Source organism: Streptomyces sp. NPDC005402 (assembly GCF_040606575.1).
Classification (GTDB): domain Bacteria; phylum Actinomycetota; class Actinomycetes; order Streptomycetales; family Streptomycetaceae; genus Streptomyces.
Genome location: NZ_JBEXFB010000031.1, coordinates 49,130 through 68,324 on the forward strand (window position 1 = coordinate 49,130; position 19,195 = coordinate 68,324).

General features: G+C 70.0%; 19 protein-coding genes. 8 read left to right on the plus strand and 11 right to left on the minus strand.

Annotation, left to right across the window (positions count from 1 at the left end):
- Window positions 1-8: 8 nt before the first annotated feature.
- Together glyA and ABZT02_RS39850 are read left to right on the plus strand one after the other, a co-directional pair.
- Window positions 9-1,274: a serine hydroxymethyltransferase gene (glyA, locus tag ABZT02_RS39845; protein WP_356026872.1), complete on the plus strand. Its 1,266-nt coding sequence runs from the start codon at window positions 9-11 to the stop codon at window positions 1,272-1,274.
- A gap of 56 nt (window positions 1,275-1,330) precedes the next feature.
- The gene (locus ABZT02_RS39850) at window positions 1,331-2,698 is read left to right on the plus strand and encodes an L-serine ammonia-lyase (RefSeq protein WP_356026875.1); all 1,368 of its coding nucleotides are present in this window, start codon (window positions 1,331-1,333) and stop codon (window positions 2,696-2,698) included.
- A gap of 39 nt (window positions 2,699-2,737) precedes the next feature.
- Here ABZT02_RS39850 and ABZT02_RS39855 read toward each other — a convergent pair whose 3' ends face one another.
- The 3 genes from ABZT02_RS39855 to ABZT02_RS39865 are packed head-to-tail and all read right to left on the minus strand — an operon-like array spanning window position 2,738 to window position 4,484.
- On the minus strand, window positions 2,738-3,190 hold the full coding sequence (locus ABZT02_RS39855) for a hypothetical protein (protein WP_356026877.1): 453 nt from the start codon (window positions 3,188-3,190) through the stop codon (window positions 2,738-2,740).
- A complete protein-coding gene (locus ABZT02_RS39860; RefSeq protein WP_356026880.1) occupies window positions 3,190-3,531 on the minus strand; it encodes a hypothetical protein in 342 nt (113 codons plus the stop codon). Before ABZT02_RS39860 ends, ABZT02_RS39855 begins: the two co-directional genes overlap by 1 nt.
- Before the next feature lie 50 nt (window positions 3,532-3,581).
- A complete protein-coding gene (locus ABZT02_RS39865; RefSeq protein ID WP_356026882.1) occupies window positions 3,582-4,484 on the minus strand; it encodes an RHS repeat domain-containing protein in 903 nt (300 codons plus the stop codon).
- A gap of 256 nt (window positions 4,485-4,740) precedes the next feature.
- Here ABZT02_RS39865 and ABZT02_RS39870 point away from each other — a divergent pair, with 256 nt between their 5' ends.
- Both ABZT02_RS39870 and ABZT02_RS39875 read left to right on the plus strand, forming a co-directional pair.
- Entirely contained in the window at window positions 4,741-5,298 is a 558-nt protein-coding gene (locus ABZT02_RS39870; RefSeq protein WP_356026885.1) for a glycoside hydrolase family 25 protein, read from the plus strand.
- A 29-nt stretch (window positions 5,299-5,327) separates the two neighbouring features.
- Entirely contained in the window at window positions 5,328-5,870 is a 543-nt protein-coding gene (locus tag ABZT02_RS39875) for an MOSC domain-containing protein (RefSeq protein ID WP_356026887.1), read from the plus strand.
- Between the two features lie 28 nt (window positions 5,871-5,898).
- Here ABZT02_RS39875 and ABZT02_RS39880 read toward each other — a convergent pair whose 3' ends face one another.
- Window positions 5,899-6,576, minus strand: a complete 678-nt coding sequence (locus ABZT02_RS39880; RefSeq protein WP_356026890.1) for an FCD domain-containing protein — start codon at window positions 6,574-6,576, stop codon at window positions 5,899-5,901.
- Between the two features lie 248 nt (window positions 6,577-6,824).
- On the opposite strand from ABZT02_RS39880, the gene ABZT02_RS39885 reads away from it, so the two are divergent.
- Together ABZT02_RS39885 and ABZT02_RS39890 are read left to right on the plus strand one after the other, a co-directional pair.
- Window positions 6,825-8,450 (plus strand): 2-isopropylmalate synthase, encoded by a 1,626-nt coding sequence (locus ABZT02_RS39885; protein WP_356026957.1) that lies wholly within the window; start codon window positions 6,825-6,827, stop codon window positions 8,448-8,450.
- Complete coding sequence (locus tag ABZT02_RS39890; RefSeq protein ID WP_356026893.1) at window positions 8,447-9,241, plus strand: ATP-binding cassette domain-containing protein; 795 nt, start codon at window positions 8,447-8,449, stop codon at window positions 9,239-9,241. The genes ABZT02_RS39885 and ABZT02_RS39890 overlap by 4 nt, the downstream gene beginning before the upstream one ends.
- A 41-nt stretch (window positions 9,242-9,282) precedes the next feature.
- Here the strand turns inward: ABZT02_RS39890 and ABZT02_RS39895 are convergent, their stop codons facing one another.
- Window positions 9,283-9,501, minus strand: coding sequence for an EF-hand domain-containing protein (locus tag ABZT02_RS39895; RefSeq protein WP_356026896.1), 219 nt, complete (start codon window positions 9,499-9,501; stop codon window positions 9,283-9,285).
- A gap of 174 nt (window positions 9,502-9,675) precedes the next feature.
- Here ABZT02_RS39895 and ABZT02_RS39900 point away from each other — a divergent pair, with 174 nt between their 5' ends.
- Complete coding sequence (locus tag ABZT02_RS39900; RefSeq protein WP_356026899.1) at window positions 9,676-10,356, plus strand: GNAT family N-acetyltransferase; 681 nt, start codon at window positions 9,676-9,678, stop codon at window positions 10,354-10,356.
- Here the strand turns inward: ABZT02_RS39900 and ABZT02_RS39905 are convergent.
- The 6 genes from ABZT02_RS39905 to ABZT02_RS39930 all read right to left on the minus strand — a co-directional run bounded on the left by ABZT02_RS39905 (window position 10,327) and on the right by ABZT02_RS39930 (window position 16,583).
- The gene (locus tag ABZT02_RS39905; protein WP_356026902.1) at window positions 10,327-11,526 is read right to left on the minus strand and encodes a YncE family protein; all 1,200 of its coding nucleotides are present in this window, start codon (window positions 11,524-11,526) and stop codon (window positions 10,327-10,329) included. The two genes, ABZT02_RS39900 and ABZT02_RS39905, sit on opposite strands and share 30 nt — an antisense overlap.
- Window positions 11,526-12,263, minus strand: a complete 738-nt coding sequence (locus ABZT02_RS39910; protein WP_356026904.1) for a polysaccharide deacetylase family protein — start codon at window positions 12,261-12,263, stop codon at window positions 11,526-11,528. The genes ABZT02_RS39905 and ABZT02_RS39910 overlap by 1 nt, the downstream gene beginning before the upstream one ends.
- 71 nt (window positions 12,264-12,334) lie before the next feature.
- Window positions 12,335-12,838 (minus strand): ATP-binding protein, encoded by a 504-nt coding sequence (locus ABZT02_RS39915; protein WP_356026906.1) that lies wholly within the window; start codon window positions 12,836-12,838, stop codon window positions 12,335-12,337.
- Window positions 12,839-13,100: 262 nt separating this feature from the next.
- The gene (locus ABZT02_RS39920; RefSeq protein WP_356026909.1) at window positions 13,101-13,868 is read right to left on the minus strand and encodes an enoyl-CoA hydratase-related protein; all 768 of its coding nucleotides are present in this window, start codon (window positions 13,866-13,868) and stop codon (window positions 13,101-13,103) included.
- An 81-nt stretch (window positions 13,869-13,949) separates the two neighbouring features.
- Window positions 13,950-15,188, minus strand: a complete 1,239-nt coding sequence (locus tag ABZT02_RS39925) for an Ig-like domain-containing protein (protein ID WP_356026911.1) — start codon at window positions 15,186-15,188, stop codon at window positions 13,950-13,952.
- Between the two features lie 162 nt (window positions 15,189-15,350).
- The gene (locus ABZT02_RS39930; protein ID WP_356026913.1) at window positions 15,351-16,583 is read right to left on the minus strand and encodes an Ig-like domain-containing protein; all 1,233 of its coding nucleotides are present in this window, start codon (window positions 16,581-16,583) and stop codon (window positions 15,351-15,353) included.
- Between the two features lie 372 nt (window positions 16,584-16,955).
- Between ABZT02_RS39930 and glgX the strand changes: the two genes are divergently transcribed.
- Entirely contained in the window at window positions 16,956-19,190 is a 2,235-nt protein-coding gene (glgX, locus tag ABZT02_RS39935; RefSeq protein WP_356026916.1) for a glycogen debranching protein GlgX, read from the plus strand.
- The last annotated feature ends 5 nt before the right edge of the window (window positions 19,191-19,195 follow it).

Here is a 19,195-nt window from a genome sequence, read left to right on the forward strand (position 1 = left end):
CGCACCCGATGTCCGCACTGAACACCCCCCTGCACGAACTCGACCCGGAGATCGCCGCCGCGGTCGACTCCGAGCTGGACCGTCAGCAGTCCACCCTCGAGATGATCGCGTCGGAGAACTTCGCTCCGCTCGCGGTCATGGAGGCCCAGGGCTCGGTCCTCACCAACAAGTACGCCGAGGGCTACCCGGGCCGCCGCTACTACGGCGGCTGCGAGCACGTCGACGTGGCCGAGCAGATCGCCATCGACCGGGTCAAGGAGCTGTTCGGCGCCGAGTACGCCAACGTGCAGCCCCACTCCGGTGCCTCCGCGAACCAGGCCGCCCTGTTCGCGCTGGCCCAGCCCGGCGACACCATCCTCGGGCTCGACCTCGCCCACGGCGGTCACCTGACCCACGGGATGCGGCTGAACTTCTCCGGCAAGCAGTTCAACGTGGTCGCGTACCACGTGGACCCGGCGACCGGTCTGGTCGACATGGCCGAGCTGGAGAAGCTCGCCAAGGAGCACCGGCCCAAGGTGATCATCGCCGGCTGGTCCGCCTACCCGCGGCAGCTGGACTTCGCGGAGTTCCGCCGGATCGCCGACGAGGTCGAGGCGTATCTGTGGGTCGACATGGCGCACTTCGCCGGCCTGGTGGCCGCGGGGCTGCACCCGAACCCCGTCGAGCACGCGGACGTGGTCACCTCCACCACCCACAAGACGCTGGGCGGACCGCGCGGCGGGATCATCCTCGCCAAGCAGGAGTTCGCGAAGAAGCTGAACTCCTCCGTCTTCCCGGGCTTCCAGGGCGGTCCCCTGGAGCACGTGATCGCGGCGAAGGCCGTGTCCTTCAAGGTCGCGGCCTCGGAGGAGTTCAAGGAGCGCCAGCGGCGTACGGTGGACGGTGCGCGCATCCTCGCCGAGCGTCTGACGGCCGACGACGCCCGGGAGGCCGGGGTCAACGTGCTCTCCGGCGGCACCGACGTGCACCTCATCCTCGTCGACCTGCGCGAGTCCGAGCTGGACGGGAAGCAGGCCGAGGACCGTCTCCACGAGGTCGGCATCACGGTCAACCGCAACGCCGTCCCGAACGACCCGCGCCCGCCGATGGTGACGTCGGGCCTCAGGATCGGCACGCCCGCCCTGGCCACCCGCGGCTTCACGGCCGAGGACTTCGCCGAGGTGGCGGACGTGATCGCTTCGGCACTGAAGCCGTCGTACGACGTGGAGGCGCTGAAGGCCAGGGTCAAGGCCCTCGCCGACAAGCACCCGCTGTACGCCGGCCTGAACAAGTAGTTCCGCGGTGGGGGCACCCGACGACGTGTGCCCCCACCCTTTGTGAAGGAGTTCCCGTGGCCATCTCGGTCTTCGACCTGTTCTCGATCGGCATCGGCCCGTCGAGCTCCCACACGGTCGGCCCGATGCGCGCGGCCCGCATGTTCGCCCGCCGCCTGCGCAAGGAAAGCCTGCTGCCGGCCGTCGCCTCGGTCCGCTGCGAGCTCTACGGCTCCCTGGGCGCGACCGGCCACGGCCACGGCACCCCGAAGGCGGTGCTGCTCGGCCTGGAGGGGGCGTCCCCGCGCACGGTGGACGTGGAGAGCGCGGACGACCGGGTGGCGGGCATCAAGGCCACGGGGGTCCTGAAGCTGCTCGGTGAGCGCGAGATCCCGTTCTCCTTCGACGACGACCTGGTCCTGCACCGCCGTAAAGCCCTCCCGTACCACGCGAACGGCATGACGGTGTGGGCGTACGACGCCTCGGGCGCGGAACTGCTGTCCAAGACCTACTACTCGGTCGGCGGCGGCTTCGTCGTGGACGAGGACGCGGTCGGCGAGGACCGCATCAAGCTCGACGACACGGTGCTGAAGTACCCCTTCCGCACGGGTGACGAGCTGCTGCGCCTGACCAAGGAGACCGGTCTGTCGATCTCCTCCCTGATGCTGGAGAACGAGCGCGCCTGGCGCACGGAGGAAGAGATCCGGGCCGGGCTGCTGGAGATCTGGCGCGTGATGCGGTCCTGTGTGTCCCGGGGCATGTCCCAGGAGGGCATCCTGCCCGGCGGTCTGCGGGTGCGCCGACGCGCCGCCATGACGGCCCGTCAACTGCGGGCGGAGGGCGACGCGTTGGCCCATTCCATGGAGTGGATCACGCTGTACGCGATGGCGGTCAACGAGGAGAACGCGGCCGGCGGCCGCGTGGTGACGGCCCCGACGAACGGCGCGGCCGGCATCATCCCCGCGGTCCTGCACTACTACATGAACTTCGTTCCCGGCGCGGACGAGGACGGCGTGGTCCGCTTCCTGCTCGCCGCGGGCGCCATCGGCATGCTCTTCAAGGAGAACGCGTCCATCTCGGGTGCCGAGGTCGGCTGCCAGGGCGAGGTCGGCTCGGCCTGCTCGATGGCCGCGGGCGCCCTCGCCGAGGTCCTCGGCGGCTCCCCCGAACAGGTCGAGAACGCCGCCGAGATCGGCATGGAGCACAACCTGGGCCTCACCTGCGACCCGGTCGGCGGCCTGGTCCAGATCCCCTGCATCGAGCGCAACGGCATGGCCGCGGTGAAGGCGGTCACGGCGGCGAAGATGGCACTGCGGGGGGACGGCTCGCACATGGTGTCCCTCGACAAGGTCATCAAGACGATGAAGGACACCGGGGCGGACATGAGCGTGAAGTACAAGGAGACGGCGCGGGGCGGGCTGGCGGTGAACATCATCGAGTGCTGAGGGGCACCACCAGGACCGTCGGCACATGGCCCCTCGGTGTCAGCCGCCCTCTGCCGAGAGCAACACGTGCCGTATCAGCTTCCCGTCCATCTTCGGCACCACCAGGTCGTACGTCCCGTCGGCGGCCACGAGTTCGTAGCGGTCGAACTTGTGCGCCAACGGCACCTTTTCGGCCGTGAGCCTCAGCTGGAACGGCGGGTGCAGGGTCGCGGTGCGGTCGCCGCGCCGGTCGCTCCAGACCGGAGCCTCCGCGGGGGCGAGCCGTAGGTACCCCTGCCGCAGTCGGGCGATGCTCTTGCCCTTGCCGACGGAGCGCGTGTCCACGCCGCCGATGTTCTTCGTGAAACCCACGACCCGCAGCGTCTGGCCGTTCTCGTAGTCCTCGATGTCCTGCGCGGGCGTGCGGCGTCTGATCCATGTCCAGCGCAAAAGCACGTCCAGCACGGTCTGCGTACCCGCGGAACGCCGTGCCGCGGTTGTTTTCTGCCCCATCAGTTCTTCTGCCTTCGTCCGATCTCAGAGAAGTATTCGGCCGCCTCTCGCAGCGCGGTGTCCAGCCTGGGCAAACCCGTGGAGAGCCACCACTGCCGCTCCGCGTTCTCGCCTTCACGCCACGCCCGGATGTAGGCCTCCTCAAGCTCCGAAACCTGTTCGACGATCTCGCTGAGCTCGTCCGCGGAGAGCTCTCGATGCCCGGTCGCATACAACCAGTGATTCATCTCCTCGCGTGCGATCAGAATCTCGCCCACCCGACGAAGGTGCAGACCGCCGACCTTCTTACTGACGATGATGTCCGCGAGGATCCGATTCGGGTTTTCGTCTTCTTCGGGCACCAGAATTCACTCCAGCATTCATTTTCGACGTCAATTTCGGGATGCTCCGACTATTCGTCCAGCATTCGCTGCAACCTGACCATTCCTCTGCCACCCGCCGGAATATCGACACCACCGGCCCGCAGAATGTCGACACAGTAGGTCACGCAGCTGTTGGTGATTCCATCGTACGGACCCAGTTCCGCGTCGATGGAGTCCTCCTGCGCCTGCCGCGCGGCGGCGGCGTCCGGGAGGTCGAAGGTGCGCTCGATGGTGTTGGGGCCGAGTTCCTCGGCGATGTCCGCGGTGGTGGGCTGACCGCTGAAGGAACCGTTGATGTCGGGGACGCCGTTGATCACCTGTTCCGTCTCCAGCGGCGGCTGGCCGGGCGCGTTCACGCGGATGGTGGCGTGGCCCGTGGAGCCCATGTCAGGATCCCACCGGAGCGTCGCGGTTCCGCGCTTCGAAGGCGTGGGCACGCTCTTGGGCTTGGCCGTCTGGCTGATGTACGCGCTGCCGGACGAGCCGCCGACGTACCGGATCGCCGACGTCGGCTGGCCCTTGGCCACCGAGTCGTAGGTCCGTTTGGCCAGTTCGTGCGCCGCGCCCTTCGTCGTGCCGTCGTACATGTCGGTCTTGCGGCCGAGAATGTCGTACGTGTAGCTGAGTGTCTTCTCGTCGGCCGTGCCGAGCGCCGTGGTGGTCGTGGCGACCTGGTCCAGGTCCGTGTACGTCGTCTTCGTCGTCCCCGTGTCGGGGTCCGTCGACGTGATCTTGCGGCCCATCAGGTCGTAGCCGTAGGACCAGGTGGTGCCGTCGTCGTCGACGACCTCCTTGAGCCGGCTCTTCGCGTCGTAGTGGTACTTGATGGAGGTGTAGGAGCCGGTCGGGGTGCCGTTGTCGTACTGCCGGGTCTCGGTGGTGCGGCCGAGTGTGTCGGTCAGCGTCGTGGTCGCGACCCCGCCCTTGCTCAAGAGCGCTGAGCCAGCAGGTCCCGGTCGCCCCCGTTCGGCGTGCCGACAATTCTCTGCACTTCGGGCATGGCTGACCTGTACGGCGTGTCCACCGCTTTCCCGGTCGCCACTCACGCGGAGGTGGAGGTCGGCGCAGACCGCCGGGTCGCCCGCGGCGATACACGGGCGCGGTCGGGGTTCCCGCAGCGGGTCTGTGGGGCATCATCAACTCCCGTCCCCCCACACTCATTTCACTCTCACTTCAAGGAGCCCCCACATGCTCCGCGGCATCGATGTCAGCGCCTACCAGTCCTCCAGCTACAGCACGGAGGGTCTGTCCTTCGTCTTCATCAAGGCGACGGAGGGCCGCTCCTACACCAACCCGAAGCTCTCGGCGCAGACCAAGCACGCCCGGGACGCCGGGCTGGTCGTCGGCTTCTACCATTTCCTCTGGCCCGGCAACCTCACCGCCCAGGCCGAGTACTTCGTCAAACACGCCCCCGAGAAGGGGGGCGACATCCTCGCGGTCGACTGGGAGACCACGGGCGACGGCACCCACGCGAGCAATGCCGAGAAGGACGCCTTCATCCGCAAGGTGCGGCAACTCCGCCCGAACAACCGGGTCGTTCTCTACACGAACAGGCACTACTGGTTGAACGTCGACACCACGTCGTACGCCGGCGACGGACTCTGGATCGCCGACTACGTCACGGCAGGCAAGCCCCGCATCAAGGCGAAGTGGCGCTTCCACCAGTACACCGACGACCCCGTGGACAAGAACGTCGCCGACTTCGCGAGCAAGGCGGCCCTGCGCGAATGGGCCGCCGACGCGTGACCCCCGACCCTGCTCATTAGGCTTGCCCCATGGGCGGGAAGATCACTGCGGTCAGCAGCAACGGGACGTACTCCTTCACGAAGCCGAACCGGGAGAGCATCACCTTGGTCGCCGGGTTCGGGGTGGAGGGGGATGTCCATGGCGGGTCAACGGTCAAGCACCGTTTCCGGATGAAGAAGGACCCCTCGCAGCCGAATCTCCGGCAGGTGCACCTGATGCACGCCGAGCTGTTCGAGGAGCTTCGTGCGGCCGGGTTCGAGGTGCGCGCCGGGGAGCTCGGGGAGAACGTGACGACGCGCGGGGTCGACCTGCTCGGGCTGTCGGTGGGAACCCTGCTGCACCTGGGCGACGAGGCCGTCGTCGAGGTGACCGGACTGCGGAATCCGTGTGCGCAGATCGACGGCTTCCAAAAGGGCCTGCTCAAGGAGGTCGTCGGGCGGAGTCCGGACGGGGGCGCCCGGTTCAGGTCCGGGATCATGAGTGTCGTCGTGGCGGGAGGTGTGGTGCGCCCCGGGGACACGGTCGTGGTCGAGCCGCCGGTCGGACCGCACCGGCCGCTCGACATCGTGTGACCGCGGGGTCGGTGAAGCGCCCCGGCGCTCAGCCGCGGAACGGATCCTCCAGTTCCGCCCGCAGAATCTCCGCGGCCCGCTCCGCGTCCCCGTCCGCCACCGCGCGGACCAGTGCCGCGTGGGCCTCGTCCGCGATGTCGGGGTCGTCGTCGCGCAGGCCGGTCAGGGCCAGCAGCTCGACCAGGCCCTCGCGCAGGACCGGGGTGAACTCCCTGAACAGGTCGGCGAGTACGGGGTTGTGCGCGGCCGCGACCACCGCCGCGTGGAAGGTGATGTCCGCGTCGACGAAGGTCGCGTCGGAGGATGTGGAGGCGGCCCGGCGGCCCTCCAGGGCGCGTTCCATCGCCGCCACGTCCTCGGGGGTACGGCGGCGCGCGGCGAGGCGGGTCGCATGGACCTCCACCGCCATGCGGACTTCGTAGACGTCCGTGACCGCGGCCCGGCGCAGACGCGTGGGCCAGTCCTCCACCGTCTCCGTCGCGGTGACGAAGACCCCCGCGCCCTGTCGCGGCTGCACCAGCCCCGCCCCGGCCAGCGCCCGCAGCGCCTCACGGACCGTGGAGCGGCCGACGCCGAGTTCCTTCGCGAGCGTGGTCTCACCAGGCAGTTTCGTGCCGACGGGCCAATGCCCGGCGGTGATCTGCTCACGCAGCCGCTCGGCTGCCTGTTCGACCAGCGGGCTGGGGCGGACGGGGCCCAGAGGCATCTGCGGTTCACCAACTCGTGCGAGGACAAAGGACACTCAGCCGATTCTCACTTGTCTGAGGAGCTGAGGAGTGACTAGCCTATCGTCCGTGATCTTCCGCGGTCTCTTTCTTCTCGGCTGCCGCGGCGGGGCCTGACGCGACCGGCACCCCGCCGCGGGACGCCGTGCTGCCGGTCTCCGTCCGCAGACCGAGCCGAAGGACCGCACACACCGTGACCTCCGTCTGGAACCCCCAGCGTCCGAGCCCCATGCCGTTCCACCGCTATCGCCCCTTCCAGGACCGCGTCCACGTCCCCGCCGCCGACCGCGCCTGGCCCTCCGCCCGCATCGAGCGCGCCCCCCTCTGGGTCCCCGTCGACCTGCGCGACGGCAACCAGGCCCTCGCCGAGCCCATGGACACCGCGCGCAAGAGCCGCTTCTTCGACCTGCTGCTGCGCACCGGCTTCAAGGAGATCGAGGTCGGCTATCCCTCCGCGAGCCGCACCGACTTCGACTTCGTACGGCACCTGGTGACGAGCGGCGCCGTCCCCGAGGACGTCACTCCCGTCGTCTTCACCCCGGCCCGCACCGACCTGATCGACCGAACCTTCGACGCGATCGCCGGCCTGCCGCGTGCCGTCGTCCACCTGTACATCGCGACCTCACCGGTGTGGCGTGACGTGGTCCTGGGCCGGGACCGGAAGCAGGTGTGGCGGACCGTGCGGGAGGCGGCCGAGCACATGGCACGGCGGGCCGACACCCTCCAGGGCACGGCCGTCCGCTTCCAGTTCTCCCCCGAGACCTTCAACCTCACCGAGCCCGACTTCGTCCTGGAGCTGTGCGACGGACTGACGGAGCTGTGGGACGCGAGCCCGGACCGCCCGGTCACCCACAACCTGCCCGCCACCGTCGAGATCGCCACCCCGAACGTCTACGCCGACCAGATCGAGTACGCCCACCGCCACCTGGCCCGCCGCGACTCGGTGATCCTCTCCATCCACCCGCACAACGACCGCGGCACCGGCGTCGCCTGCGCCGAACTCGCCGTGCTGGCCGGTGCCCAGCGCGTGGAGGGCTGTCTGTTCGGCAACGGCGAGCGCACCGGCAACGTCGACCTGGTGACCCTGGCGATGAACCTGTACGCCCAAGGGGTGGACCCCATGGTCGACTTCGGGGACATCGACGCGGTCCGGGACACGGTCGAGCAGTGCAACCGGCTGCCGGTGCACCCGCGCCACCCCTACGCCGGCGACCTCGTCCACACCGCCTTCTCCGGCACCCACCAGGACGCGATCAGCAAGGGCCTCGCCCACCGGGAGGCGCACCCGGACGAACCCTGGCAGGTCCCGTACCTGCCGATCGACCCGGCCGACATCGGGCGCACCTATGAGGCGGTCATCCGCGTCAACTCCCAGTCGGGCAAGGGCGGGACGGCGTTCCTGCTGCGCACGCACCACGGCATCGACCTGCCGCCCCGCATGCGCCCCGACTTCTCCCGCGCCGTCCAGGAGGCCACCGACGCCAGCGGCCGGGAGATGACACCGAAGGAGCTGTACGAGCTGTTCCGGGCCCGCTATCTCACGGAGGGCGAGGTCCGGCTGCACGACGGGACGGCCTACGAGGAGGCGCCCGGCGTCCACCGCTTCGTCGGCACGCTGGAGCGCGACGACCGCTTCGGCGACCACGAGGGCACGGGCGGCAGCGCGCTCTCGGCCTTCGTGGACGCGCTCGCCGGTGCCGGGTACGCCGTCGAGGTCGTCGACTTCGCCGAGGACGGCACGGCGGCCTACGCCGAGTGCCGCGTGGACGGCCGTACGGCGGCCTGGGGCGCCGGCGTGGGCCCGGCCGCCGCCGTGCGGGCCGTGCTGTCCGCGATGAACCGGGCGATGCGGTGACGGAGGTCCTGCGCGCCGAGGACGTCCACCTCGTCCGGGACGGGAGGCCGATCCTTCAGGAGGTCTCCCTGACCGTCCGGGCGGGCGAGCACTGGGCGCTTCTGGGCGCCAACGGCGCGGGCAAATCCACCCTGCTCAGCCTGTGCGGCGCCCTGGTCCACCCCACCCGCGGCACGGTCGAGGTGCTGGGCCGCCGGCTCGGCCGGGTCGATCTGCGGGAACTGCGCACCCACGTCGGTCACGTCGACCCGCGACATCCGCTCACCGCGCCCCTGCGGGTCCGGGACGTCGTCCTGACCGGGTTGACCAACTCCGTTGCCCCCGTCCCCCGTTGGCGGCCGACGCAGGCCCAGCGGGCGAGGGCCGACCGGCTCATCGGCACCCTCGGTCTCGCCGACCTCGGCGACGCTCGCTGGCCTACGCTCTCGCAGGGGCAGCGCGGCCGTACGCTCATCGCCCGGGCGCTGATGCCCGAGCCGCGGCTCCTACTGCTCGACGAACCGGCGACCGGCCTCGACCTCCCGGGCCGCGAGCGGCTGATCGAGGCCCTGGACGCCCTGCGCCGGGAGCATCCGACGCCGGCGACGGTCCTGGTCACCCACCATCTGGAAGAGCTCCCACCCGGCACCACCCACGCCATGCTGCTGCGCGAGGGCCGGGTCCTCGCGCAGGGCCCGGCGTCCAACGTCCTGACCGGTGACCAGGTCGGCAAGTGCTTCGACCTGCCGCTGGCCCTGGAGCGCCACGACGGCCGCTGGACGGTACGGATCCGGGGCCGAGACCGGGCATGACGAAGGGGGCGCCCGTCGGGGCGCCCCCCTCACCGTCGGCTCTACTTGTTCAGGTAGGCCCAGAACTCGTCGAACGACAGGAGCTTGTCGCCGTTCAGGTCGCGGCTCTTGATGATCGCCGCGGCGACCGACTCGGTCACGTTCCAGTCGCCGCCCTGGGCCAGGGCGGACTTGAACTCGGCGGCGGTGATGGTGCCGTCACCGTCCGCATCGATCCGCTCGAACTGCTTGCGTGCTTCCTCGATGTCGATGTGCGCCACCGGTCCGCCCCTTTTCTTGCCTTTGTGGTGTCCTGCTGGCTTGCTGCCGCAGGTCAGATTAGCCGCCCGCACCGACCTCCGGTGCGGCGACCACCCGTGGAAACCGCGGTGCCGTCCTCGATCATCTCTGCGAGTGTGGACCGTGCAGTGGGTGCGGACTCGGGGAGCGGTGTGATGGAGACCTTGCGGGACATTCTCGACGCGGCGGCCCAGGGGGTCTTCCCGCCCGCGGACGGCGGCACGACGGTCGTACCGCAGGCGTGCCACCGGGACGCGGGCGTGCTGTCCTTCACGGCGCACTCGGTCGTCTTCACCGACGAGGATCCCGAGTGGGTGCACGCCACCCTGCGCGGCCTGGACTGCGACGCGCTGGCCGCGACCATGAACCCGCGGTTCCTGACCGCCTTCCAGGACCGGACCGGGCGCAGGTCCGAGACCATCGACGCGATGCTGGTCGGCGACCCGCTCCCGGGCCGACCGCCGCTCGCGCTGAGGGAGATCGAGGACGCGAACCATCCCCGTGTCGCGTACGCCCGCAGACGCCGCGACGACATTCGTGCCTGGACGGCGGAGGGCGGGGTGCTGGTGACGGGGCGCGGCATCGGCGGCCGTCTGGAGGTCTCGGTCGAGGTGGACGAGGACGTACGGCACCGGGGGCTGGGGCGTGCGCTGGTGACCGCGGCGAGGCAGCTCGTCGAGGAGCCGCTGTGGGCCCAGGTCTCGCCGGGGAACGCCCGCAGCATGCGGGCGTTCCAGGCGGCCGGTTACCGTCCGGTGGGCGCGGAGGCGCTGCTGCTCGCCGCGGCCCCGCGGGTCACCCACGGCTCAGCGGAAGATGCCGGTGTGCCCGAGTGAGTACCGCCCCGGCTGCGGGTACACCGCGAGCCCGTGCGGTCCGCTGCCGACCCTGACGCGGGCGAGCTGGGCGCCGGTGCGGGTGTCGATGGCGTAGACCTCGGCGTTGTAGCGGCCGGACAGCCACAGGACCTTGCCGTCGGCGGAGACGCCGCCCATGTCGGGGCTGCCGCCGTCGGGGAGGCGCCACTTCTTGGTGAGCCTGTTCTCGGCGAAGTCGAAGACGGAGACGGTCCCCTCGCCCCGGTTGGAGACGTACATCTCGCGGGAGTCGCGGCTGACGTAGAGGCCGTGGGCGCCCTTGCCGGTGGGCAGCAGGGTCGGCTTGCCGAACGTGTCGCCGTCCAGGACCCACATCCCGTCGGCCATCATGTCCGCGACGTAGAACCGCTTCCCGTCCGGCGAGACCTTGACGTCCTGCGGCATGGCCCCGTGGAAGGGGAGCTTCTCCTGTCCGATCACCTTCATCGTCTCGGTGTCGACCTTCAGCAGCTCCCCGCTGAACTCGCAGGACACGATGAAGTACCTCCCGTCCAGAGAGAAGTCGGCGTGGTTGACGCCGTAACAGCTGACCGGCACGGTCCTGACCCGCTCCATGGTGTGCGGGTCGCGGAAGACGAGCTCGCGGTCGAGGGAGGCCATCACGACGGCGTACTTGCCGTTGGGCGTGAAGTAGAGGTTGTACGGGTCGTGCACCTCGACGGGCTTGCCCGCCTTCCCCGTCCTCGGGTCGATGGGCGTCAGGGTGTTCCCGCGGTCGTTGTTGACCCAGAGGGTCTTCATGTCCCAGGAGGGCACGACGTGCTGGGGCTGCCGCCCGACCCGGATCGTCTCGACGACCTCGTACGTCTTCGGGTCGATCACGGAGACGGTGTCGGACTCGGTGTTGGGCACATAGATCCGCGACGGGAAGTCCTTGACCACCGGTGACAGCTTGTTCGGCCGGTCCGCCGCGTAGACGTCCCGCGGGTCGAGGACGGGCGGCATCCCGGGCAGGCCGTGGACCGGCTTGCGCACCGGTTTCACCGGGGCGGGGACGGCCGCCTTGGTGCCGAGAGCCTGGTCCGCCCCGTCCTTGGCCCCGGTGCCGCAGGCGGCGAGGGCGACGAACGCGGCGCCCGCGATCAGGGTGCTCTTCACGAGGTGACGCTTCAGGGGGGTGGGAGGCATCAGCTGAACAACTCCGTGGTGGTCACCGCGGCCAGGCCGCGCCGGTCGAGTTCTTCCAGTACGACGGGGAGGGCGGCGACCGTGTCGTCGTACCCGAAGTGCAGGCTCACGACGGACCCTTCGCGGATCTCGGCGAGTACCTTGCGGGCGACGGCGGCGGCACCGGGCGAGGTGAAGTCGAGGGAGTCGACGTCGTAGGAGAGGACGTGGGGGTAGCCGGCCTCCCGGGCCAGCCGTGTGACGAGGGGTGAGGCGGTGGGCGTACGGGAGGGGCGGAACCAGGTCCCGACCGATCCGGTGAGCCGCCGGATCCGTTCGGCGCAGCCGCTGATCTCTGCTCTGACCTCGGCCTCGGACATCGCGTTGATGTCGAGGTGGCGGAGGGTGTGGTTGCCGAGGTCGTGCCCACCGTCGAGGATGCGCCGGGCGATGTCGGGGTGGGCGTCGAGCCAGGTGCCCACGGCGAGCACGGTGACGCGTGCCCCGTGTTTCTCGGCCTCGGTGAGCAGGGCGCGGGCGGTGGCGGGATCGCCACCGCCGTGGAAGGTGAAGGCGACCCGGGGGCGGTCGCGGGGGCCGTGGGTGAGCTGGGCGGGCAGGGCGGGCAGGGCCGGGGCTCCGCTGGCGGAGTGGACGGGGTGAGCGACGGCCTTCCTGGTCGCACATCCCGTGGCCAACGCCAGCCCAGCGGTAGCGAGGAGCACTGCCCGACGATCGGTAGCGGTCACCCGCCCCATTTAAGGGGTTGTGTCGGAGATTGCTGCTGATCGACCCACCGGCGTTCGACCCACCGGCTTCGACCCACCGGCTACCTGTCGGTCACCCGCATCTCGAACCACGTCGTCTTGCCCCGAGGCAGCAGGTCGACGCCCCATCGGTCCGACAGCTTGTCCACCAGGAACAGCCCTCGCCCGCTGAGGTCCATCTCCTGCACCGGCATCAGACAGGGCAGTCCGCGCGACGGGTCGCGGACCTCTATGCGGATCCACCCCCGCCGACGCCGCATCCGGAGACCGAAGACCCGCGCCCCCGTGTGCCGGACCGCGTTGCCGACCAGTTCGGACACGAGTAAGACCGCGTCCTCGGTCATCTTCGGGGTGAGCCCCCAGTGCCGCAGAACGATCACCTGGGTCAGGCGCCGCGCGGCGGCCGCGGACTCCGGCCGGGACGGCAGCGGTACCTCGGCCTCCGTGGGGTTTCCGAACAGTTCGAGCGCCTTCAGTGCGTGCTCGTCCTCGACCGCCGGAGACCAGCGCGCCGCCGTCACACGGCCGTCTCCCCGCGGCTGTTCGAAACCCTCCAGCCCCGCCATGCCCCCATCATGGCCGCCCACAGCGCCCGCCGGGGCCGTTCCTGACGAATACGCCCCCCGGAATGCGTCGCTCCGACGAGGGCGACCGGCATATGCCACAGGCACTTCGGCGGCTTCAGCAGCCTTTCTGACCTGCGGCGGAGGCTCACTGGGAGGCAATCGACGGACTCCCTCGACAAGGCAGACTTAAGGTTGCTTTAAGGCTCCCATAAACCGCCCCATCGAGGGACCCGGATCAGACGTCGCGTCAATTGCAAGGGGTTCAGAGGAATTTCGCCTTGCCGGGGCCCTCCTCGACGAAGCTCTTCATGCCCCGCTCGCGGTCCTCCGTGGCGAACAGACCTGCGAACCAGTTGCGTTCCACCGCCAGGCCCGTCTCGATGTCGGTCTCCAGGCCCGTGTCGATCGACTCCTTCGCGGCGCGCAGTGCGATCGCCGGCCCCTGCGCGAGCTTGGCCGCCCAGGCGTGCGCCTCGGCGTACACCTCGTCGGCGGGCACGACCCGGTCCACGAGGCCGAGCGTCAGCGCCTCGTCGGCCTTGACCATACGGCCCGTGAAGATCAGGTCCTTCGCCTTGGAGGGGCCGACCAGCCGGGCCAGCCGCTGGGTGCCGCCCGCGCCGGGGATCAGGCCGAGCAGGATCTCCGGCTGCCCCAGCTTGGCGTTCTCGGCGGCGATCCGGAAGTCCGCGCACAGGGCGAGTTCGCAGCCGCCACCCAAGGCGTAGCCGGTGATGGCCGCGACGACGGGCTTGGGGATGCGGGCCACCGCCGTGAACGAGTCCTGCAGGGCGCGGGCGCGCAGGACCATCGCGGTGTGGTCCATGTTCTGCATCTCCTTGATGTCCGCGCCGGCCGCGAACACCTTCTCCCCGCCGTACACGATCACCGCGCGCACGTCCGCGCGCCGGGTCGCCTCCTCGGCGAGCTCCTTCAGCCGGTCCTGGGTGGCCACGTCCAGCGCGTTCATGGGCGGGCGGTCGAGACGGATGGTGCCGACGCCTTCGGCGACTTCGAGATTCACGGTCATGCCAGCAGGTTAACGCTCACTAACGGCGACGGCCCCGGTGCCGTTTCTCACAGCACCGGGGCCGCCCGACCGTCGTAAGGACTACGCCTTCCACTTCTCCCACGACATGTTCCAGCCGTTGAGGCCGTTCTCCGGTGCGACCGTCGCGTCGTCGGAGTTCTTGACCACGACCACGTCGCCGATCATCGAGTGGTTGAAGAACCAGGCGGCCGGCACCCCGCTGTCGTAACCGCCCTTGACGTCCCGCAGGCCCACACAACCGTGGCTGGCGTTGTAGTTGCCGAAGGCGTCGCCGCCCCAGTAGTTGCCGTGGATGAAGGTGCCGGAGTCGGTGAGGCGGGCGGCGTGCGGGACGTCCTTGATGTCGTACTCGCCGCCGTAGCCGACCGTTTCGCCGTTCATCCGGGTCACGGCGAGCTTCTCACTGATGACCATCTGGCCGTTCCAGGTGTCGTAACCGGGCTTGCCGGTGGTGACCTTGAGGGTCCTGACGGTCTTGCCGTCCTGGGTGATCCTCATCGTGTGCTTCTCGGCGTCCACGACGGAGACCTGGTTGCGGCCGACGGTGAAGGAGACGGTCTTGTTCTGCTTGCCGTAGACGCCGTCGCGGCCCTCGACCCCGTTCAGGTCGAGGTCGACGGTGACCTTGGTGCCTTCCTTCCAGTACTGCTCGGGACGGAAGTCCAGGCGGTCGTTGCCGAACCAGTGGCCCTCGACGTCGACGGCCGGCGTGGTCTTGATCGTGATGGCCTTCTCAACGTCCTCGGGGCTGGTGATGCCCCGGGTGAAGCGGATGGAGAACGGCATTCCGACGCCGACCGTCGAGCCGTCCTCGGGCGTGAAGGTACCGATGAACGTGTTCTTCGGGGTCAGGGTGGTGAAGCTGGAGTCCTCGGCGGCCGTACGGCCCTCGGCGTCCTTGGCGACCGCGTGCACCGAGTACTTGGTGCCGGAGGCGAGGTGGGTGGACGGCGTCCAGGAGGCGCCGTCCGCGGCTATCTTCCCGGCTATCGCGGTGCCCTTGGCGTCCTTGACCTGGACCTCGGTCAACTTGCCCTGGGTGGCGCCGACCTTGAGGACGCCACTGGTGTCGACGGACTTCGCGCCGTCCTTCGGGGTGATGGCGACGACCGCCTCGGACTGCTTGGTCCCGGTGGCGGACGAGTCACCCTTCTCCGCCTTGGCGTCACCGGAACCGGAATCCCCCCCGCCGCAGGCGGTGACGGCCAGTAGCAGAACGCCGAGTATCAGCGCCAGCAGCCCTTTGCTGCCGCGCCCCCGCGCGTCAACCGACGCCCCCGATATCGGTCGCACGTTCAAGTGTTTCTCCCCTCGAAGGGCCAGGTCAGGCCCGCTCCCCTGCGCGTTCTACGCACGCGTTGGCGAATATTAACCGCAGACTTTTGAGCATCGTGTAAGTCCAAGGTCACCATTCCGTCCCAACTTCAACGGAAAGTTGCGCCAAGCCGCCCCCCTGTCGGGTTACTTCACCGCACTGCCCGCCTTCCACTCCTTCCAGCCCATATTCCATCCCCCGAGTCCATTGTCGGGAGCGACCTTTTTGTCATTGCTGTGGACGACCTCGACGACGTCCCCGACGAGGCTGCGGTCGAAGAACCAGCCCGCGGGCGTGTCCGAACTGCCGCCCTTCACGTCCCTGAGGCCCACACAGCCGTGGCTGACATTGACCTTGCCGGGGGCGGTGGGCGCCCAGTAGTTGCCGTGCACGAAGGTGCCGGAGTCGGTCAGGCGCAGGGCGTGCGGCACGTCCGGGATGTCGTACTCGCCGCCGAAGCCGACCGTGCGGCTGTTCATGCGGGTCACTTCCAGCATCTCGGTGACGACCATCTTGCCGTTGTACGTGGTCGTCTTCGGGGCGCCGGCGGTGATCGGCACCGTGGCGAGCAGGTCGCCGTCCCTTCTGACCTGCATGGTGTGCCGGGCCGCGTCGACGAGGGAGACCTGGCTGCGGCCGACGGTGAAGGAGAAGGTCCGGTACTGGAGGCCGTAGACGCCGGACGCGCCCTCCACATCGCGGAGCCGGAGCGCGACCGTCACGCGGGTGCCCGGCGTCCAGTAGTGCTCGGGGCGGAAGTCGAGGCGGCCGTTGCCGAACCAGTGCGGGCGGATCTCGACGTGCGGCTTCGAGGTGACGTGCACGGCGCGTTCGACGGCGGCGCGGTTCTCGATCTCCCGGTTGAACTCCAGGGAGACGATCATCCCGGTGCCGACGGTGGAGCGGTTCTCCGGGGTGACGTACCCGATGAAGCGCTCGTCCGGGACGTAGGTGGTGAACGTGGTGTGCCGGGCCGAGCGGCGGCCGTGGGCGTCGAGCGCGACCGCGTCGACGGTGTACTTGGCGGCCAGCGCCAGCCGTGCGTCGTCGGGTTCCCAGCGCAGACCGTCGTCGGAGATGTGCCCGGGCACCGGGAACTCCTGCGCGTCCTGGGCCTTGACGACCCTGACCGACTCCAGGCGCCCGCTGGGCACCCGGACCCGGAATCTCTCCTCGGGCGGCACGCCCCTCGTGCCGTCGTCGGGAGCGACCCGGATGACGTCCTCGGGCGCGGGAGGCTTCCCGAACCCGCCGACGCCCCCGATCCCGCCACCCCCGTCCGCCGTACAGCCGACGGCTCCGGCCAGCAGTCCTGCCCATGTCAGTACGGCGGCCGAAGCGGCCGCCACGCGCCGAGCGCGCCCATGTCCATACCTCACGAAAACCCCAACGACCGGCCCACCCCGGGGAAACGTGAGTACGAGCCGCCCCGACGAGAAACCCGACGTCCGGCCCACCAGCACACCCACTTGGCCGACGCTCGGCCCGCCCTCCGGCCGACGGGCGTGGCCGGTGGTCGGCGTCCTCGTGGAGCGGGTGAGGATCGGGGTGGTTGTCGGCTCGGCTGCGCGTGGGTGGGCGGCGCCCTTCACTCTCCCCCCGCAGACTCCGCCCATCAGCCCGGCACGGGGAAACGTGAGTGCGAGGCAAGCGGTGGGCAGAACAGTGGGGAGAACGACGTGAGGGGGTGCCGCGGCGGGACGCCGTGCGCTCTTTTCCACCTCGTTCCACGAGCCGTGGGAGGCCGACCGGTGTCCAGCGCAGCCGAGCAGGAGGCGGTGACGGAAGCCGCCGAGGGGCGCCCCGCCGCGCTGGTGAACGGCGCCCGGCGGGCGGTACCGGCCGTGCCGGTGTGGCCCGGTGCGCCGACGCCGTTGGGCGCCCGGTTCCGGGTCGGTCCGGACGGGGTGGCGGGGACCAACTTCGCGCTGTGGGCGGGTGGCGCCGAGGCCGTCGAGCTGTGTCTGTTCGACGCGGACGGCAAGGAGACCCGGGCCCGGCTCACCGAGCTCACGCACGAGATCTGGCACGGCTTCGTGCCCGGCGTCATGCCCGGCCAGCGCTACGGCTTCCGGGTGCACGGCCGCTGGGACCCGTGGACCGGCGCCCGCTGGAACCCGGCGAAGCTGCTCCTCGACCCGTACGCCCGTGCGGTGGACGGCGACTTCAGTTTGCCGCCCGAGGTGTACGGCCATGTCCGCGACTGGCCCCAGCAGCAGGTCGCGGACACCGTGCGGGACGACCGCGATTCAGCGCCGTACGTCCCGAAGGGCGTGGTCGTCCATGACGACGACGACTGGGCGGAGGACCGCAGGCCGAAGACTCCGTGGGCGGACTCGGTGATCTACGAGGTCCATGTGCGGGGCTTCACCGCGCTGCACCCCGGCATCCCCGAGGAACTGCGCGGGACGTACGCCGGGTTGGCGCACCCCGCCGCGATCGAGCACCTCGTGAAGCTCGGCGTCACGGCCGTGGAACTGCTCCCCGTCCACCAGTTCGCCCACGAGGACCACCTGCTGCGCCGCGGTCTCAAGAACTACTGGGGCTACAACTCCATCGGCTACTTCGCGCCCCACGCGGGCTACGCCGCCTCCGGTACGACGGGCCAGCAGGTCGGCGAGTTCAAGCGCATGGTGCGCGCGCTGCACGCCGCCGGGATAGAGGTCATCCTCGACGTGGTCTACAACCACACGGCGGAGGCGGGCGAGCTGGGCCCCACGCTGTCCCTGAAGGGCATCGACAACCGGGGTTACTACCGGCTCCAGTCGGATGCGAGGAGGTACGCGGACTACACCGGCTGCGGCAACACCCTGCATGTCGTCCAACCGCATGTCCTGCGGCTCATCACCGACTCCCTGCGCTACTGGGTGACGGAGATGGGCGTGGACGGCTTCCGCTTCGACCTGGCCGCCGCGCTGGCGCGTTCCATGCACGACGTCGACATGCTGTCCCCGTTCCTCGCGGTCATCGCCCAGGACCCGGTGCTCAGGCGCGTGAAGCTGATCGCCGAGCCGTGGGACGTGGGCTCCGGGGGCTATCAGGTGGGCGCCTTCCCACCCCTGTGGACAGAGTGGAACGACCGCTACCGCAACGCCGTACGGGATTTCTGGCGCGGCGCGCTGCCGGACGTACGGGACCTGGGCTACCGGCTGTCGGGCTCCAGCGACCTGTACGCGTGGGGCGGGCGGCGGCCGTACGCCTCGGTCAACTTCATCACCGCGCACGACGGTTTCACCCTGCGGGACCTGGTGTCGTACGAGAGGAAGCACAACGAGGCGAACGGCGAGGGCAACCGGGACGGCACGGACGACAACCGGGCGTGGAACTGCGGCACGGAAGGGGAGACGGACGACGAGCGCGTACGGGCGCTCAGGCGGCGGCAGTTGAGGAACCTGCTCACCACGCTGCTGCTGTCGACGGGCGTGCCCATGCTGGTCGCGGGCGACGAACTGGGCCGCACCCAGCGCGGCAACAACAACGCCTACTGCCAGGACAACGAGATCAGCTGGGTGGACTGGGGGCTGCTGGAGGACCCCGGCTGGAAGGCCCTGCGCGACCTGACCTCCCGGCTCATCGAACTGCGCCACCGTCACCCCGTCCTGCGCCGCCGCGCCTTCTTCTCCGGCCGCGCGCACTCCGCGGACGGCCTGCGCGACCTGGCCTGGTTCACCGCCCGCGGCACGGAGATGACGGAACGGGACTGGTACGCGCCCGCCGCCAGCCTCGGCATGTATCTGTCGGGACGGGACATCCCCGGCCGGGACGAGCGCGGGGCGCCGATCGTCGACGACAGCTTCCTCGCCGTGCTGCACGCCGGGGACCGGCCGGTGAGCTTCCTGCTGCCGGGGCCGCCGTGGGCGGAGCGGTACGAGGTGGTCGTCGACACGTCGAGGGAGGAGCAGGGTGAGGCGCCGGGGGTGGTCCATCGGGCGGGGGCGTCGATCACGGTGCCGGCGCGGGCCGTTCTGCTGCTGAAGGTCGGCTGAGGCAG

What these genes read in the sequence shown, in the direction of transcription:
- ABZT02_RS39885 (WP_356026957.1), top strand. Translation starts at nt 6,825, where the DNA reads ATGCCGTTCCACCGCTATCGCCCCTTCCAGGACCGCGTCCACGTCCCC.
- glyA (WP_356026872.1), top strand. Translation starts at nt 9, where the DNA reads ATGTCCGCACTGAACACCCCCCTGCACGAACTCGACCCGGAGATCGCC.
- ABZT02_RS39915 (WP_356026906.1), bottom strand. Translation starts at nt 12,838, where the DNA reads ATGGCGGGGCTGGAGGGTTTCGAACAGCCGCGGGGAGACGGCCGTGTG.
- ABZT02_RS39875 (WP_356026887.1), top strand. Translation starts at nt 5,328, where the DNA reads ATGGGCGGGAAGATCACTGCGGTCAGCAGCAACGGGACGTACTCCTTC.
- ABZT02_RS39905 (WP_356026902.1), bottom strand. Translation starts at nt 11,526, where the DNA reads ATGCCTCCCACCCCCCTGAAGCGTCACCTCGTGAAGAGCACCCTGATC.
- ABZT02_RS39920 (WP_356026909.1), bottom strand. Translation starts at nt 13,868, where the DNA reads ATGACCGTGAATCTCGAAGTCGCCGAAGGCGTCGGCACCATCCGTCTC.
- ABZT02_RS39880 (WP_356026890.1), bottom strand. Translation starts at nt 6,576, where the DNA reads ATGCCTCTGGGCCCCGTCCGCCCCAGCCCGCTGGTCGAACAGGCAGCC.
- ABZT02_RS39855 (WP_356026877.1), bottom strand. Translation starts at nt 3,190, where the DNA reads ATGGGGCAGAAAACAACCGCGGCACGGCGTTCCGCGGGTACGCAGACC.
- ABZT02_RS39910 (WP_356026904.1), bottom strand. Translation starts at nt 12,263, where the DNA reads ATGGGGCGGGTGACCGCTACCGATCGTCGGGCAGTGCTCCTCGCTACC.
- ABZT02_RS39870 (WP_356026885.1), top strand. Translation starts at nt 4,741, where the DNA reads ATGCTCCGCGGCATCGATGTCAGCGCCTACCAGTCCTCCAGCTACAGC.
- ABZT02_RS39900 (WP_356026899.1), top strand. Translation starts at nt 9,676, where the DNA reads ATGGAGACCTTGCGGGACATTCTCGACGCGGCGGCCCAGGGGGTCTTC.